Here is a 16,521-nt window from a genome sequence, read left to right as displayed (position 1 = left end):
ATCAATCCTCCGTCGCCACGATCCAGGTGTCTTTGCTGCCCCCGCCCTGGGAGGAATTGACCACCAGGGAACCTTTGCGCAACGCCACGCGGGTCAACCCTCCGGCGGTCACCGAACTCTCCTTGCCCTGGAGAATGAAAGGACGCAAATCCACATGTCGCGGCTCCAATACGCCGTTTTCGGTCAGGGTCGGCACCGTGGAAAGGGAAATCATCGGTTGGGCGATGTAATTGCGCGGATCGGCCTTGATTCGCGTCGCCATCTCTTCCCGTTCGGCCCTGGAGGCCATGGGACCGATCAGCATGCCATACCCCCCGGACTCGTTGGCCGGTTTGACCACCAGTTGATCCAAATGTGTCAGCACATGGTCACGATCCGCGTCCAGCAGACATTTCCAGGTGGGCACATTGGATAAAATGGGCTCTTCGCCCAGATAAAAGCGGATCATCTCCGGCACATGGGCATAGACCACCTTGTCGTCCGCCACGCCGGCCCCCGGCGCGTTGACCATGGCCACCCGACCCAGTCGCCAGGAGCGCATCAGGCCCGGCACACCCAACATGGAGTCGGAAACGAACACTTCCGGATCCAAGAACAGATCGTCGACCCGGCGATAAATCACATCCACCGGCTGGAGACCGGAGATGGTCTTCATATAGACCCGATCATCCTCTCCCACCACCAGGTCACGCCCCTCCACCAGTTCCAGCCCCATGCGCTGGGCCAGATAGACATGCTCGAAATAAGCGGAGTTGTAAATGCCCGGCGTCAACACCACCACCCGGGGCGGATCCCGTCCAGCCGGAGCCAGGGCCGCCAGGGTGTCGTACAGACGCGCCGGATAGTCATCCACCGGCAGGATCGACTGGGTTCCGAACAGCTCCGGAAAGACCCGCTTGGTGATCAAACGGTTTTCCAGCATGTACGAAACCCCGGAAGGCACCCGCAGGTTGTCCTCCAGCACCAGAATGCGACCATCCCGATCGCGGATCAAGTCACTGCCGCACACATGGGCCCACACCCCGAAAGCCGGCTGGATTCCCACGCATTGGGGACGAAAATTGCGGGACATGGCCAGCACTTCCGCCGGGAACACCCCTTCCTTGATGATCCGCTGGGCGCCATAGACATCCCCGATGAACAGATTCAAGGCGGTCAGCCGCTGAATCAAGCCCCGTTCAATCTGCTCCCACTCCTTGAGAGGGATCAGACGGGGAATGATGTCGAAGGGCCAGGCCCGATCGATATTGTCCCCCTGGGAATAGACCGTGAAGGTGATGCCCAGGTTGAGAATCGTATCCTCGGCGGCCCGCTGTCGCGCCTGCAACTCCTCCAGGCCCAGATTGGTCAAATAGCGGTGCAAACCTTCCGCACCCGCCCGTGGCAGATACTCCGGGGTCAACAGTTCATCGTGACCCGAGGTGAAGGGATATTCATTCCAGGCTATGGTCATGGTTCGACAAAGCTCCTTGGGTCCGGCGACTTCCCAGCCGTACAGAACTAAAAACGGAATATCAAAGAATATCGCAACCTCCGGGCCAGTCACGGTTCTTTGTGGTGCATATCCCACAGATTCAAGGAATCTGAACGGTTTTTGTCGTTTCTTCACGGCATCGGGAGACGATGAACCGTTCCGGTTTGGCTGTTCTTGAGCAAGTCGTATACAGGTGATGCTCATTTTATGCATGATTGATTAATAAATAAACACCCAAATCCGTTGGCCCGCTCCCCGATGGAGCCTGCCGCCTCATCTGCGTCTTTGGCGTGAATCTTGAAGAACAGTTCGTTTGTGTATCTGAAATTCAGCAACCCCTTGACCACAACCGACTCAACATGACCATTCGCGTCGCCATTCATCACCGTACCCGGTATCAGTATGACCGGGCCATCACCCTCTCTCCCCAGATCTTCCGGTTGCGCCCGGCGGTGCATTGTCGCACCCCGATTCGCGCCTACGGCATGAAGATCCTGCCCGAGAATCATTTCATCAACTGGCAGCAGGATCCATTCGGCAATTATCTAGCGCGGGTGGTCTTTCCGGAGAAATGTACCGCGCTGGAAATCTCGGTGGAAGTGATCGCGGAAATGTCGGTGATCAATCCCTTCGATTTTTTTGTCGAAGAGTACGCCGAACGGTTTCCCTTCCAATACGAGCCGCTGCTGGCCCAGGAACTCGGTCCCTATCTGGAGGCCGCCAAGGCCGGTCCCCTCCTGAAAAAATGGCTGGCGCAGGTTCCCCGGGAAGCCCCCAATACCGTGTTGTTTCTGGTGGCTCTGAATCAACGGCTCTGGCAGGAGGTGGGCTATACCATCCGCATGGAACCGGGGGTGCAAAGCTGCGAGCAGACTTTGACCCGTAAAACCGGCTCCTGTCGCGACAGCGCTTGGTTGCTGGTGGAGATTTTGCGTCATCTGGGACTGGCGGCCCGTTTTGTCTCCGGTTATCTGGTGCAACTCACGCCGGATCAGCCGGCTTTGGATGGTCCGTCGGGTCCGAAACAGGATTTCACCGATCTGCACGCCTGGGCCGAGGTCTATCTGCCCGGCGCCGGATGGGTGGGACTGGATCCCACCTCGGGACTGTTTGCCGGAGAGGGTCACATTCCTTTGGCCTGCACCCCCCAACCGGCGAGCGCGGCTCCGGTTTCCGGCCTGATGGAAGCCTGTGAGACCAGCTTTGAATACGACAACTCCGTCACCCGCATTCTTGAACACCCCCGGGTGACCAAACCCTACTCCGACGCGAGCTGGAACGCCATCCAGGAGCTGGGACAAAAAGTGGACCAACGCCTGTTGGAAGACGACGTGCGTTTGACCATGGGGGGTGAACCCACCTTCATCGCCATGGAGCAGACCGAAGAACCGGAATGGAATTTCGCCGCCGACGGCCCCCACAAACAACGTCTGGCCACGGAGTTGACCCAACGTCTGTTCGAGCGTTTCGCGCCGGGTGGGGTATTGCAACACGGCCAGGGCAAATGGTATCCGGGGGAGCCTTTGCCCCGCTGGCGTTTTTCCTGTTTCTGGCGGACAGACGGCCATCCGGTCTGGCGGGATCCGTCGCTGATCGCCTGGGGCAAGGGGGATCTGGGCCATGGCATCATTCAAGGGGAGATCTTCTTAAAAGAACTGGCCCGGGAACTGGGCCTCGCCCCGGAAGCGGTGATTCCGGCCCTCGAAGATCCGTTTTATCACCTGTGGCAGGAGATGCGCGCCCCCATGGATCGGGATGTGGGCAAGGTGGATCCCAAGGCCAAACCCAAACCCTCGATGGAACAAAAACGTCTGGCCGCTCTGTTGCAACGTGGCGTGGAAAAACCCACCGGTCACCTGCTGCCGGTGATGCGGGATGAGCAGCGTTGGCATACGGGAGTATGGCCGTTGCGGCGGGGGGAGCTGTTCTTGGCGCCGGGTGACTCTCCCATGGGATTGCGTCTGCCCCTCGACTCGTTGCCGGACTCCTGGGCCGGCGAAGAGGAGTTCCTGGAAGAGCGTTCCCTGTTTGCCCCCATCGTGCCTCTGCCCCCCCATCCGGTTGGGGAGACTCCCATTCTGCCTGCCGGGGCCGTGGAAAAGAAACTGGTCTACGAGCCTGCCCTGGTGATCCGTTCCGCCTTGTGTGTGGAGCCACGTCAGGGGACGCTGCGAGTCTTTCTGCCGCCCCTGGGGTTGCTGGAACACTATCTGGAGCTGGTGGCGGCGGTGGAACGGGTCGCGGCCCGGCTGAAGCTGCCGGTGTTGCTGGAAGGGTACGAACCTCCGGCGGATAACCGCCTGTCCCGACTGTTGATCACTCCGGACCCCGGGGTGATCGAGGTCAACATCCATCCCGCCGCTTCCTGGCAGGAACTGGAGGAGAATACCTTCATCCTCTACGAAGAGGCCCGCGCCACCCGTCTGGCCACGGAAAAATTCATGCTCGACGGTCGCCACACCGGAACCGGTGGCGGCAATCATGTGGTACTCGGGGGCGCCACCCCCGGCGACAGCCCGATGTTGCGCCGACCCGATCTGTTGCGCAGTCTGATCACTTGTTGGCAGCATCATCCGGGACTCTCCTATCTGTTTTCCGGACTGTTCATCGGTCCCACCAGTCAGGCGCCCCGGGTGGACGAGGCCCGTCCGGAGTCGTTGTACGAACTGGAGATCGCCTTCCAACAGATGCCTCCGGGAGAGGTGACCGCCCCCTGGCTGGTGGATCGGCTGTTGCGTCATCTGCTGGTGGACCTCACCGGCAACACCCACCGGTCGGAATTTTGCATCGACAAGCTCTACTCTCCCGACGGGGCCGCCGGGCGACTGGGGTTGTTGGAGCTGCGGGCCTTCGAGATGCCTCCCCATGCCCGCATGAGTCTGGTGCAGATGTTGCTGCTGCGGGGGTTGATCGCCCAATTCTGGCGGGAACCCTATCAGGGTCGTCTGGTGCGCTGGGGCACGGAACTGCATGACCGGTTCATGCTGCCCCATCATGTGCGCCGGGATGTGCTGGAGGTGACGGAAGGCTTGCGTCGCGCCGGGATTCCGTTCCAGGATGACTGGATCGAACCTTTTGTCGAATTCCGTTTTCCCCGCTTGGGCGCGGTCACCCTGGGCGATATCCAGTTGGAATTGCGCACGGCGATCGAGCCGTGGCATGTGCTGGGAGAGGAGTTGACCCGCATGGGCACGGCCCGTTTCGTGGATTCCTCTTTGGAGCGGGTCCAGGCCAAGGTGACCGGATTGACCGAAGATCGTCATATCCTGACCTGCAACGGGCGACGGGTTCCCCTGCGGTCCACCGGCGTGCATGGAGAACAGGTGGCCGGAGTGCGTTTCCGGGCCTGGCAACCCCCGTCCGCGCTGCATCCCACCATCGGGGTTCATACTCCGCTGACCTTCGATCTGGTGGATACCTGGAATGGTCGTTCCCTGGGGGGATGCGTCTATCACGCCGCCCATCCCGGTGGACGCAATCACGAACAGTTCCCGGTCAACAGCTTCGAGGCCGAAGCCCGACGCGGGACCCGCTTCCAGGAGTTTGGACACTCTCCGGGAGCCACCCGCGCCATTCCCCCCGAGGAAGCGCCGGGCGAGTATCCCCATACCCTTGACATGAGGCGTCAATCCGGGTTTTGATAGCGGATCATGGACTACACGCCGAACCCATTCGCCCCCGCGACTTCGTTGTTACGGGCCTATTCACCTCCGCCCGGTTTCGACGAGGCCGTTGGAGTCTATGGCGAACTGCGCCCCGGATGGATCCCTCTTCTGGCGCATCTGGAAGAGCTGGGAATTCCACGGGTCGAAGCCCTGCGCCAACAGGCCAGACAGCTCCTGCTGGAAAACGGCATCACCTACAATCTGTTCCAGAACGAAACCGATGGCGTCCGCACCTGGGATCTGGACCTGATTCCCCTGATCCTGGTGGAAGAAGAGTGGCAACAGCTGGAACGGGGCCTGAAACAGCGCCATCGGGTGCTGGAAATGCTGCTGGAGGATCTTTACGGCAATCAGGAGGTGTTGCGGGCCGGGATCATTCCGGCGGCGTTGGTTTACGCCTCGCCGGGATTTCACCGGGCCTGTCACGGTCTGCCCAAGGTTCAGGGCAAACTGCTGCCGTGGTGGGCGGCGGATCTGGTGCGGGCCGGGCCGGGATCGTTCCAGGTGGTGGGGGATCACCTGCAAGCCCCCACAGGTTCGGGTTACGCCCTGGAAAATCGTCAGATTCTCTTCCGCCTGTTGCGGCAACCCCTGAACGAAAACCATGTGCGCCTGTTGTTGCCCTTTTTTTCGGCCCTGCGCAATCATCTCCACGAAGCCAGTCCCTTGCCCAAGGAAGACCCGCGCATCGTGCTGCTCACCCCGGGACCGGAAGACAAACTCTATTTTGAGCATGCCTTTCTGGCCAATTTTCTGGGATTGACCCTGGTTCAGGGGGAAGATCTCACCGTGCGCAACGGACGGGTTCATCTCAAGACCCTGGACGGACTCCACCCGGTGGATGTGGTGCTGCGCATGCTGCAAGACGGTCTGTGCGATCCTTTGGAACTGGACGAAAGCTCCTTTCTGGGAGTGGCCGGACTGGTGCAGGCCATCGCCGGGCACAAGGTGGCGGTACTCAACCATCCGGGGGCGGCGGTGCTGGAAAATCCGGCGCTGTTGGCCTATTTTCCGGCGGTCTGTCGTTATTTTCTGGGGGAAGCCCCTCTGTTGTCGGTGATTCCCACCTGGTGGTGCGGCGATCCCAACGCTTTGGAACAGGTGCTCAACCATCCCGCTCCCCTGGTGATCCGCGAACTGGCCTATCCCAACCGGCCCGGACGGGAACTTTCCGGCCCGGATGCCGCCGCCATGCGTCAGACCCTGCAATCCAAACCGCAGGAGTTCATCGCCCAGGCTCCGGTGGTGCCTTCCACTTTGCCGGTCATGACCCCGGAAGGATTGCGGCCCGGTCATGTGGTGCTGCGCACCTTCTCCACGGCGGGCAAAGACGAGGTGGAGGTGATGCCCGGTGGTTTGGCCCGGGTGTTGATGGACGCGACCCATCTGTCGTCTCTCACGGGACAATCCGGCATCACCAAGGATGTGTGGATTCTCTCTCCGGATCCGGTATCCCGCGCCAATCGTCTTCCGCTGGAACGAATTTCGGAGCCTTCGTTCTTCACCGGCGAAATTTCCAGCCGCATGGCGGAAAATCTTTACTGGATGGGACGTTACGCCGAACGGGCCGAAAATGTGCTGCGTTTGCTGCGGGTTTTGCTGCTGCTGCCCCGTCCCGAAGGGGGAGAGGTCCGGGAGGAAGAGGAACGGGAAGCGTTGCGCATTTTGTACCGCGCCCTGACCGAAGTCACCGCCACACCGCCGGGTTTTGTCGGAGAAGGGGCGGAAGAGCTGTTTCAGGATCCGGAGCCGGAACTGCTCGCCCTGGTGGGTTCATCGGAGCGGATGGGGAGTGTCTGTTCGTCGATCCAGGCTTTGATCATGGCGGCTCACCGGGTGCGGGAGCGGCTTTCCAACGACACTTGGCGGGTGATCATCCAGATCCGGGAACTGCGTCAGCGGCTGTGTTCCCAGAAAAGCACCGCCGACATGGTGGGTGAAATGGAACGGTTGATCAGCACCTGCGCGGCCTTGGCCGGACTGGCCCAGGAAAACATGACCCGCGGATTGGGCTGGCGTTTTCTCGATCTGGGACGCAGGCTGGAACGGGCCATTTTCGTGGTGGATCTGCTGCGCGCCACCCTGGTGCGTTCCTTGAAACCGGAAGGGGAACGGGTGCTGCTGGATGCGCTGCTCAATGTCAGCGACAGCAGCATCACCTATCGCCGACGCTACCGGACCCATCTGGCCATCAAGCCGTTTCTGGAACTGATTCTGCTGGATGGTACCAATCCCCGGGGGTTGTCCAGCCAACTCGCCTTGATCCAGGAGCATGTGGCCGCGCTTCCCGGTCGTGCCTCTGTCGCTTCCCACCGCACGCCGCGTGGTCGCATCGTGCTGGAATCGTTGAGCGCCTTGCATCTTTCCGAAACCGATCTGCTCGCCATGGTGAGCGAGGAGGGGGAACGGACCAATCTGTCCGCCTTGCTGGAACGCTTGCAAACGCTTCTCCCTCTGTTGTCCATGGAGTTGGCCAACGGCTTTTTTCAACACTCCTCTTCCCGCGTTCTGCGAGGAGAGACGAGGTGAGCCATGGCCTATCGCGTTCGCCACATTACCTGTTACCAGTTCAGCGAACCGGTCTCTTTGAGCCACAATCTCGCCTGGTTGCAACCCCGTCACACGCCGTCCCAGAATCCGCTGAGTTTCGAGTGGACGATTGAACCCACGCCGGCCATCGTCTTTCCCAGACTCGATATCCATGGCAACCGGGTGCGCTATTTCGAGGTGCTGGAGTCCCATCGCACCCTCACCATCGAATGCGTCAGTCAGGTGGCGGTAACGCCGCCATTGCCCCTGTGTCCCGGTGTCTCCCCCCCCTGGGAAGAGGCCCGCGACCTGTTGAACGCCTCCCAGGATCCCCGGTATCTATTGGAACGCCAGTTTCTGCTGGATTCCCCCCTGGTGCGCCGCACCTCGGAGTTGGCCCGATACGCCGCGCCTTCCTTCCCCCCGCGCCGCCCCCTCATCGATGGGGTGATCGACCTGATGCATCGCATCCATGTGGATTTCGCCTATCGGCCCCGGGCCACCACCATCGCCACACCCTTGAGCGAAATTCTCGCACATCGACACGGGGTCTGTCAGGACTTCGCCCATGTGGCCATCGGCGCGTTGCGTTCCATGGGATTGGCGGCCCGCTATGTCAGCGGTTATCTGGAGACCCTTCCACCCATTGGTCGGCCACGTCTGGTGGGGGCGGACGCCTCCCATGCCTGGTTTGCCACCCTTTGTCCCTATCTGGGTTGGATCGATCTGGATCCCACCAACGATCTGCTCCCTTCGGACCGCCACATCACCTTGGCCTGGGGACGGGATTACAGCGATGTGCCACCGTTAAAAGGAGTGGTGCTGGGAGGAGGGCGCAATCCGATCCTGGATGTCAGCGTGGATGTGCAGCGCGACACGCCGTTCCCGGAATCCGACTTCAGATAAAATCCAACAATTCAACAGGTTGATCGGGAAAGATCGTCGAGGCGGGGAGACCCCAGGCCTTTTGAAAGGTTTGCGCCATGCCATGCGCTGGTCGCAAACCCTTCAAAAGGCCTGGGAAAAACAAAGAAAAAACTCAGGCGATTACCTGAAAAGCGCGCATCGCCCCTTCCTGGGTCTTGACGTAACCCATGGGTTGGGTTTTGACCAGCGTTTGCACCAACGCGAAGGTGGTTTCGGAAAGAATGATGTCTCCGGGCGGGGCCACCTCCTGGACACGTCGGGCCAGATCCACACTTTCGCCGATCAGCATGATGGTCTTTTCCCGGGTGGTAAGGGCCTCCATGGCCCCAAGCACCAAACGCCCGGAATGGATGCCGGTTTGCAGTTGGACCTCGGGATTGCCGGAGCGACGCTGCAACTCGGGCAGGGCCTTGTGCATGGCGCGGGCGCATTCGATGGCCTGCATGGCCCCTTTGTCCTGGTTGCCGAACGAAAGGAAAAGATGATCTTCCTGAATCCGGTCCACCAACACCTCACAACGCTCCAACACCTCCCCCAGGGTGGCGAAGTAGTGATTCAGGAGCGTAATCAAAGCCTTGGGATCCAATCGCTTGGACAGGGCGCGAAACTCGGAAATCCCCACACACAACACACTGCGGAATTGATCGCTGGCCAGTACTTCGGCGGTTTTGGAGGCCTGTTCCGCGAAATAATAACCCAGCATCCGGCCTTGTCGTTGCAGATGGAGTTCGGACAACACCCGTTCGGTTTCCGCCAGAAAGCGGTCGGCGTTGAACGGTTTGGTGATGAAAGCCTGCACCCCCAGGGATTTGACCCGCACCTCATCGGCCTTGGCATCCCGGGCGGTCACGAAGATGATCGGCATCTGTTGCCAGGGAGAGGGTTCCTGACGCACCTTCATGCACAGTTCCAGACCGTTCATGTGGGGCATGTCGTAATCGGAGATCATTAGATCGTAACGCCGCTCCTGCAATTTGGCCATGGCGGCCATGCCGTGCTCCACGGTTTCGGCCTGAAAGCCGTGGGAACGCAAGGCGGTCAACATCATGCCCCGGATCACCGGAGAGTCGTCCACGATCAAGATCCGTTCGGGCCGGGCAGCCTCTTGTCGTCCGGTTTTGAGCAGACGCTTGATCCGGGAGATCATTTCGTGAATCAAAACCGGCTTGGTGAGATAGTCGTCGGCGCCGGCGTTGAATCCCCGTTCCACGGCTTCGGCGGTATCCAGGGAGGTCAACAGGACAAAGGGAATGTCCTCGGTGCGGCTGGAACGGAGATTCTTGCACAAGGCGATGCCATCCATGACCGGCATCTCCACATCGGAAAGAATCAGATCGATGTGCCCATCCCGTTCGTCGATCACTTCCATGGCCTCGCGGCCATCCCAGGCCTCGATCACCTCGTAGCCTTCCTCCTTCAAAGGAGCGACCACCGTGCGATGCATCAGATCGCTGTCGTCCACATACAAGATCACCGGCTTGTCGATGGACAACACCGACGCGGTTTCGATCACGTCGGCGGGAGAGAAGGGCATGGTCAAAAACCGGTCGGCCCGATGTTCGATGGCCTGTTCCCGCACCTTGGGATTCGATGAAAGAAACACCACCCGGGTTTTGATCAGCGTCGGTTCTTTTTTGATGCGGTCGCACACCTCCAGGCCGTTGGCGTGATTCAACTCGGTGCGCAAAAAAATGATGTTCGGCTGGGAAGAGACGATGGTCTGGAAAAACTCGGCATTGCCGGATTGAATCATGGTGACGGCGTAACCCTGGGCCTGAAGGGTGCCTTTCAACATCTGGTTGATCGTGCCCGAATCGGTCAGAAGCAATACTTTTTTCGGCTGAATTTCCATGTCGGTTGCTTGCCTTCTCGTTGAACTAGCGAATGCGCATGCCGGGTGTGGCCCCAGGATCGGGTGACAATAAAAAAAGTTGATCCCCCCCCGGTCCAGCCGCCAGGACCATGCCTTCGGAGATTCCGAAACGCATTTTGCGCGGCTTGAGATTGGCGACCAGAACCGTCAACCGTCCAGGGAGGGTTTCGGGGGCATAGGCGGCCCGGATCCCGGCGAAGACGGTCCGCTGACCCAGTTCGCCCACGTCCAGGGTCAGACGCAACAGTTTGTCCGCGCCATCCACCGGTTCGGCGGCGAGGATTTTCGCCACCCGCAAATCGACCTGGGCAAAGGTTTCGATATCCAAAGGTTCGCCGGGGGGTGGGGCAGGGGAGGGGGTCGCCACCACCGGCGCCGGGAGAGACGCAGGTTTGACGGCAGGCTTGGCGGCAAAGGCGGGAGGCACCACCGGGGCGACGTTTTCCACCAGGGATTCGACCTTTTTGGGATCCACCCGGGCCAGCATGTGGGCAAATTCCCGAATGGTCTGGCCGCACAGAGGCTGGAGGCGGGACTCCCATTCAAACGGCGGCAATTGGAGGAAATCACGACATTTTTCCGCCAGTTGCGGCAGCACCGGCTGCAGATAGATCATCAGGATCCGAAACAGGTTGATGGCCACCGTGCAGGTATCGCGCAATTCGTCGCTTTTGGCCGGATCCTTGGCCAGATTCCACGGGGCTTTGGCCTCCACGAAACGGTTGGCCAGATCCGCCAGATTCATGATGGCCCGCATGGCCTTGGAAAACTCCCGGGCCTCGTAAAAAGCGGCGATCTCGTCACCGGCCTCCACGAACTGTCGATGCAGCCCCTCATCCTCGGGATAACGCTCCGCCAACCGACCCGCGAACCGTTTGTGAATGAATCCGGCGCTGCGGGAGGCGATGTTCACCACCTTGCCCACCAGATCGCTGTTGACCCTCAAGATGAAATCATCCAGGTTCAAATCCAGGTCATCGACCCGGGCGGTGAGCTTGGCCGCATAATAATAACGCAGATATTCGGGATCCAGGAGTTCCAGATAACGGCGGGCCGTGATGAAGGTGCCTCTGGATTTGGACATTTTCTGACCGTTGACGGTCAAAAAGCCATGGGTATAGACCGCCGTGGGGGTGCGGAATCCGGCGCCACGCAGGGTGGCGGGCCAGAAGAGCGTATGAAAGTAGAGAATGTCCTTGCCGATGAAGTGATAGACCTCCATCTGATCGTCCCGGCGCCAGATGGCGTCGAAATCCCGCCCGTGACGCTTGCACCACTCCCAGCAGGAGGCCATGTAGCCAATGGGCGCATCCAGCCAGACATAAAAATATTTGCCCGGGGCGTCGGGAATTTCAAAGCCGAAATAAGGACCGTCGCGGGAGATGTCCCAGTCCTGCAGCCCGGCATCGAACCATTCATCCAGCTTGTTGGCCATTTCCGGTTGCAAGGCACCGGACCGGATCCACTCTTTGAGAAAGGTCTCGAAGGCGGTCAAACGAAAAAAATAGTGTTCCGAATCCCGTTCCACCGGCGCATCGCCGCACAAGGAACAGCGGGGATTTTTCAAATCCAGGGGGGCGTGACTGCCGGAGCAGACCTCGCAGGAATCGCCATACTGATCCTCGGCCCCGCAGGTGGGACAGTTTCCCCGGATGAAACGGTCCGGCAAAAACATCTGATCCCGTTCGCAGTAGGCCTGTCGCACCGTGCTGACCCGGATGTTGCCCGCCTGACGATTGTTGAGATAGACCTCTTCGGACAACAGGCGGTTTTCCGGACTGTTGGTGGTGTAATAGTTGTCGAACCCGATGTGAAAGCCTTGAAAGTCGCTCAGATGTTCGGCGTGGATCCGTTCCACCAGGGTTTCGGGAGAGATGCCTTCCTGACGGGCCCGGATCATCACCGGCGTGCCATGGGTGTCGTCGGCGCAAAAATAAAGACACTCGTGGCCCTTGAGCTTTTGAAACCGGACCCAGATGTCGGTTTGAATGGTTTCGACGAGATGCCCCAGATGGATTTGTCCATTGGCGTAAGGCAAAGCGCTGGTGACGAGAATGCGACGCATAAGTGGAAATTGACCCGTGTGGCTGAATTGTGACTCAATCTGGAGATATTCTAACAGTTTCGCGCCATCCGGCAAGCCTTCCTGGTCGCCGCATTCAAATAATTTTCATTGCTTTTGGTTCAAAAAATGGCCTATTTTTACGCAAACAGAGTGCAGGAAGTGCATGAAGTACAGGATTTGCATAAACATACATTCGTTTACGTTTTCTTGCACTCACCGTTTCTCATTGTTTCTCATTTAACATAATATTCATTATGCGACTTTTCTCCATACCAAGGAGATCTTTTGCGCCATGAAACGAGCCATCACCGCGGAAAGCTTTTTACGCGACATCGCGCAAGGCAACCGCTTTCGCGTCGTCGATTTGCGGGGTGACTACCAACACGCCATTCCCAGCGCCATTCCCACCCGGTTTCATGCGGATGTGTTTTATGAGGAAGCCGGATGGGTACAGGATATGTTGGGAGTCGAGTTCCAGGCCGGCCAAACGATCCTGCTGGTCTGCAACAGCGGCAACTCCAGCCTGGAGGCGGTACAACTCTTTCAAAGCAAGAACCGCCGCACCGCCTACACCCTGGTCAGCCTCGACGGCGGCATGATGGCCTATGAGGAGCGCATCCGTCGTTGGACCGCTGGATATCGGCGTCAGGAGCAATTCCTGGCCGAATTGACCCAGATCACCACCCCCACCAACCGTTTCCAGTTCCTGGTGGACAGTCTTTGGCAGCGGCGCAAGCCCAAAGGATGGCAACGGATGTTTCATCCTTCCTGCTGGTTCTGATTGCAACGATCCCCTTCCCGCCCGCCCTTCTTCTTTTAAGTTTAGGCGATTCAAACGCAAAAGAATGCAATTCAGGCAATTTGCTGCAAAAATATGCAGATAAGTCCAGCTTTGTCATGCTTTTCGTGACCACAAACTGGATTGTTCCTTGCCGGTTTTGTATCAGAAAACATATGCAAATTTCCCAGACTGGTATATACTTCGCATGAATCATCAAAGATGGGTTCACGCTTCACTCGGTCTATTTTCTTGAGGAGTCACCATGGATCAACAGCCATCTCAAGTGGCCAAGGATGACGCGGGCACAGATATTCTCCGACGCATCGAGCGACTGAACGACATCGGAATCGCCCTGTCCGCCGAACGGAACGTCAACCGATTGCTGGAGATCATTCTGCTTGGCGCCAAGGAGTTGACCAACGCCGACGCCGGCACCATGTACAGCGTCACCGAACGCCATACCCTCAAGTTTGAAATCCTGCGCACCGACTCGCTCGGCATCGCCATGGGAGGCACCACCGGAGTCCCGATCAATTTTCCGGAACTGCCCCTCTACAAAGACGGCGTGCCCAATCTGCAAATGATCGCGGCCTTTTCGGCCCTCAAGCAAACCACGGTCAACATTCCCGATGCCTACGAGGCCGAAGGATTTGACTTTTCCGGCACCCGGGCCTTCGACCAACGGACCCATTACCGTTCCAAGTCCTTCCTGACCGTGCCGCTGAAGAATCACGAAAACGAAATCATCGGCGTGTTGCAACTCATCAACGCCAAGGACGCCCACACCCAGGAGATCGTCTCCTTTTCCGAGCAATACCAGAAACTGGCGGAATCCCTGGCCTCTCAGGCAGCCATCGCCCTGACCAACCAGAAACTGATTTCCGACCTCAAGGCCCTGTTTGAATCCTTCATCCAGGCCATCGCCTCCGCCATCGACGACAAATCCCCCTATACCGGCGGTCACTGCCATCGGGTGCCGGTGCTGGCCGAAATGCTCGGCAAGGCGGTGAGCGATTGCGACGCGGGGCCCATGAAGGATTTTCATCTCTCCGACGAGGAGATGTATGAACTCAAGATCGCGGCCTGGCTGCACGACTGCGGCAAGGTGGTCACCCCCACCGAAGTGGTGGACAAGGGCACCAAGCTCGAAACCATCTTCGATCGCGTCCATCTCATCGACACCCGTTTCGAGGTGCTCAAACGGGATATGGAAATCACCTTCCTGAAACAGAAAATGGCCGCCCTGGAAGGTGGAGCCCCGCCAGCGGACCTCGCCACCCTGGAAGCGGAATTTCTCCAGGAACTGACCCGCATCGACGCGGATCGGGAATTTGTGCAGGAAACCAACATCGGTGGCGAATTCATGTCCCCGCAACGCCAGGATCGCATTCGCGCCATTGCCAAACGGCGCTGGATCGACACCCATGGCGTGGAAAGGCCCTTCCTGACGGACAACGAAGTCTACAATCTCAACATTCCCAAAGGGACCATCACCCCGGAAGAGCGGGAAATCATCAACAATCACGTTTCCGCCACCATCAAGATGCTGGATGCCATTCCTTTCCCCAAGCATCTCAAACGGGTGCCGGAAATTGCCGGCGGTCATCACGAACAGATGAACGGCAAGGGCTATCCCAAAGGACTCACCGGCGACCAGATGTCGTTGCAGGCCCGCATGGTGGCCATCGCCGACGTGTTCGAGGCCCTCACCGCCCGGGATCGCCCCTACAAAAAAGGCAAACCTCTCTCCGCGTCGTTGCAGATCCTCGGCTTCATGATGAAGGATGGCCACATCGATCCGGATATTTTCAAACTGTTCATCGACAAAAAAATCTATCTGGACTACGCCCAGGAGTATCTTGCCCCGGAACAGATCGACCAGGTGAATCTGGAAAAGATCCCCGGTTATGTTCCATGATGTCACGATGCGGTTGAAAAATGGAGGACGCCTGGTGCCGCGTCTCTCCGCGATGCGCCTGGGAACCGGACTCGGGGTATTGCTGGTTTTCGTGCTGCACGCCTTCAACGTGCTTCAGATTCCCCTGCTGGAAAAATTTGAACACATCGCCTATGACACCCGTCTGAAAATCGCCATGCCCGGCACCCGGGATACCCGGATCGTGATCGTGGACATCGACGAGCAAAGTCTCGCCCGCCTTGGACGCTGGCCCTGGGGGCGTCACCACTTGGCCCAGTTGACCGAAACCCTGTTCGATCATTATCGCATCCTGGCCCTGGGTTTCGACGTGGTGTTCGCCGAACGGGATGAAAGCTCCGGCCTGCCGGTTCTGGAAAGACTGGCGACGGGGGCCTTGCAAAACCAACCGGGCTTCCTGCTGGAGTTCAACCGGATGCGACCGGTTCTGGAGCGGGACGAACGGTTCGCCGGCACCCTGAAAGGGCGTCCGGTGATGATGGGGTATTATTTCCGTTCCGATGGCAACGCCGCCCAATCCTCCCGATCCGGCGCCCTGCCCGATCCGGTGATCAGCCTGGAGGAATTGGGACGCGCCAATGTGCCGTTCATCTCCGCGACCGGTTATGGCGCCAATCTGCCCATTTTGCAAAGCGCCGCCCAGAACGGCGGATTTCTTGACAATCCCCTGGTGGATACGGATGGCGTGCATCGTTCCCTGCCCCTGCTGCGGGAGTTTCAGGGCAAGATCTATCAATCCCTTTCATTAAGTCTGGTGCGTGCCATTCTGGGGGATCCTCCCGTCACTCTGGGCATCACCCCGGTAGCCAAAAATCCACGGGAGGTGGAAACCGGTCTGGAATGGGTCGGACTGGGACCCCATCACATTCCGGTGGATGAACGGGCCGCCATCCTGATTCCCTATCGGGGGCCACCGGGAACCTTCCCTTATGTCTCCGTGGTGGACATCCTCGACAAAAAAGCCAATCCGACGGTTCTCAACGATGCCATCGTGCTGGTGGGTTCCTCGGCGCCGGGACTGATGGATCTGCGGGTCACTCCGATTCATCCCGCCTTTCCCGGGGTGGAAATTCATGCCAATGTGATCAGCGGCATCCTGGACGGCGCGGTCAAGCGCCATGCCCAGCATCAATTGATCATCGAATTGGTCTATTTTGCGCTGATTGGCATCACCCTGCTCATCCTGGCACCCAGACTGGCCCCGGCGTGGGGATTTTATCTGACGATCCTGTTGTGGATCCTGATCGTCTGGAGCAACGCCCTGTTCTGGC

9 protein-coding genes are annotated in these 16,521 nt (G+C 58.9%); 6 read left to right on the top strand and 3 right to left on the bottom strand.

All coding sequences use genetic code 11. The features are described from left to right. Window position 1 precedes the first annotated feature (1 nt). The gene (locus HQL98_10265; GenBank protein ID MBF0272435.1) at window positions 2–1,453 is read right to left on the bottom strand and encodes a circularly permuted type 2 ATP-grasp protein; all 1,452 of its coding nucleotides are present in this window, start codon (window positions 1,451–1,453) and stop codon (window positions 2–4) included. A gap of 380 nt (window positions 1,454–1,833) precedes the next feature. Between HQL98_10265 and HQL98_10260 the strand changes: the two genes are divergently transcribed. Genes HQL98_10260 through HQL98_10250 form a run of 3 tightly spaced genes read left to right on the top strand, consistent with a single transcriptional unit; the run spans window position 1,834 to window position 8,574 of the window. Further along, a complete protein-coding gene (locus HQL98_10260) occupies window positions 1,834–5,115 on the top strand; it encodes a transglutaminase family protein (GenBank protein MBF0272434.1) in 3,282 nt (1,093 codons plus the stop codon). 9 nt (window positions 5,116–5,124) lie between these two features. After that, window positions 5,125–7,668, top strand: a complete 2,544-nt coding sequence (locus tag HQL98_10255; GenBank protein ID MBF0272433.1) for a circularly permuted type 2 ATP-grasp protein — start codon at window positions 5,125–5,127, stop codon at window positions 7,666–7,668. 3 nt (window positions 7,669–7,671) lie between these two features. Next, window positions 7,672–8,574 carry a transglutaminase family protein gene (locus HQL98_10250; GenBank protein ID MBF0272432.1) on the top strand — a complete coding sequence of 301 codons (903 nt, stop codon included), beginning with the start codon at window positions 7,672–7,674 and terminating at the stop codon, window positions 8,572–8,574. Between the two features lie 133 nt (window positions 8,575–8,707). Here HQL98_10250 and HQL98_10245 read toward each other — a convergent pair whose 3' ends face one another. Both HQL98_10245 and metG read right to left on the bottom strand, forming a co-directional pair. Beyond that, complete coding sequence (locus tag HQL98_10245; protein ID MBF0272431.1) at window positions 8,708–10,447, bottom strand: response regulator; 1,740 nt, start codon at window positions 10,445–10,447, stop codon at window positions 8,708–8,710. A 25-nt stretch (window positions 10,448–10,472) separates the two neighbouring features. Next, window positions 10,473–12,533: a methionine--tRNA ligase gene (gene metG / locus HQL98_10240; GenBank protein MBF0272430.1), complete on the bottom strand. Its 2,061-nt coding sequence runs from the start codon at window positions 12,531–12,533 to the stop codon at window positions 10,473–10,475. 292 nt (window positions 12,534–12,825) lie between these two features. Between metG and HQL98_10235 the strand changes: the two genes are divergently transcribed. The 3 genes from HQL98_10235 to HQL98_10225 all read left to right on the top strand — a co-directional run. Beyond that, window positions 12,826–13,314 carry a rhodanese-like domain-containing protein gene (locus tag HQL98_10235; protein MBF0272429.1) on the top strand — a complete coding sequence of 163 codons (489 nt, stop codon included), beginning with the start codon at window positions 12,826–12,828 and terminating at the stop codon, window positions 13,312–13,314. A gap of 262 nt (window positions 13,315–13,576) precedes the next feature. Further along, on the top strand, window positions 13,577–15,232 hold the full coding sequence (locus HQL98_10230; GenBank protein ID MBF0272428.1) for a GAF domain-containing protein: 1,656 nt from the start codon (window positions 13,577–13,579) through the stop codon (window positions 15,230–15,232). Window positions 15,233–15,266: 34 nt separating this feature from the next. Continuing rightward, on the top strand, window positions 15,267–16,521 hold a 1,255-nt coding region (locus tag HQL98_10225; protein MBF0272427.1), incomplete at its 3' end, for a CHASE2 domain-containing protein.

The sequence above is a fragment of the Magnetococcales bacterium genome, from assembly GCA_015231755.1.
Taxonomy (GTDB): domain Bacteria; phylum Pseudomonadota; class Magnetococcia; order Magnetococcales; family Magnetaquicoccaceae; genus Magnetaquiglobus.
This window is presented reverse-complemented; position numbering and strand designations above follow the sequence as displayed.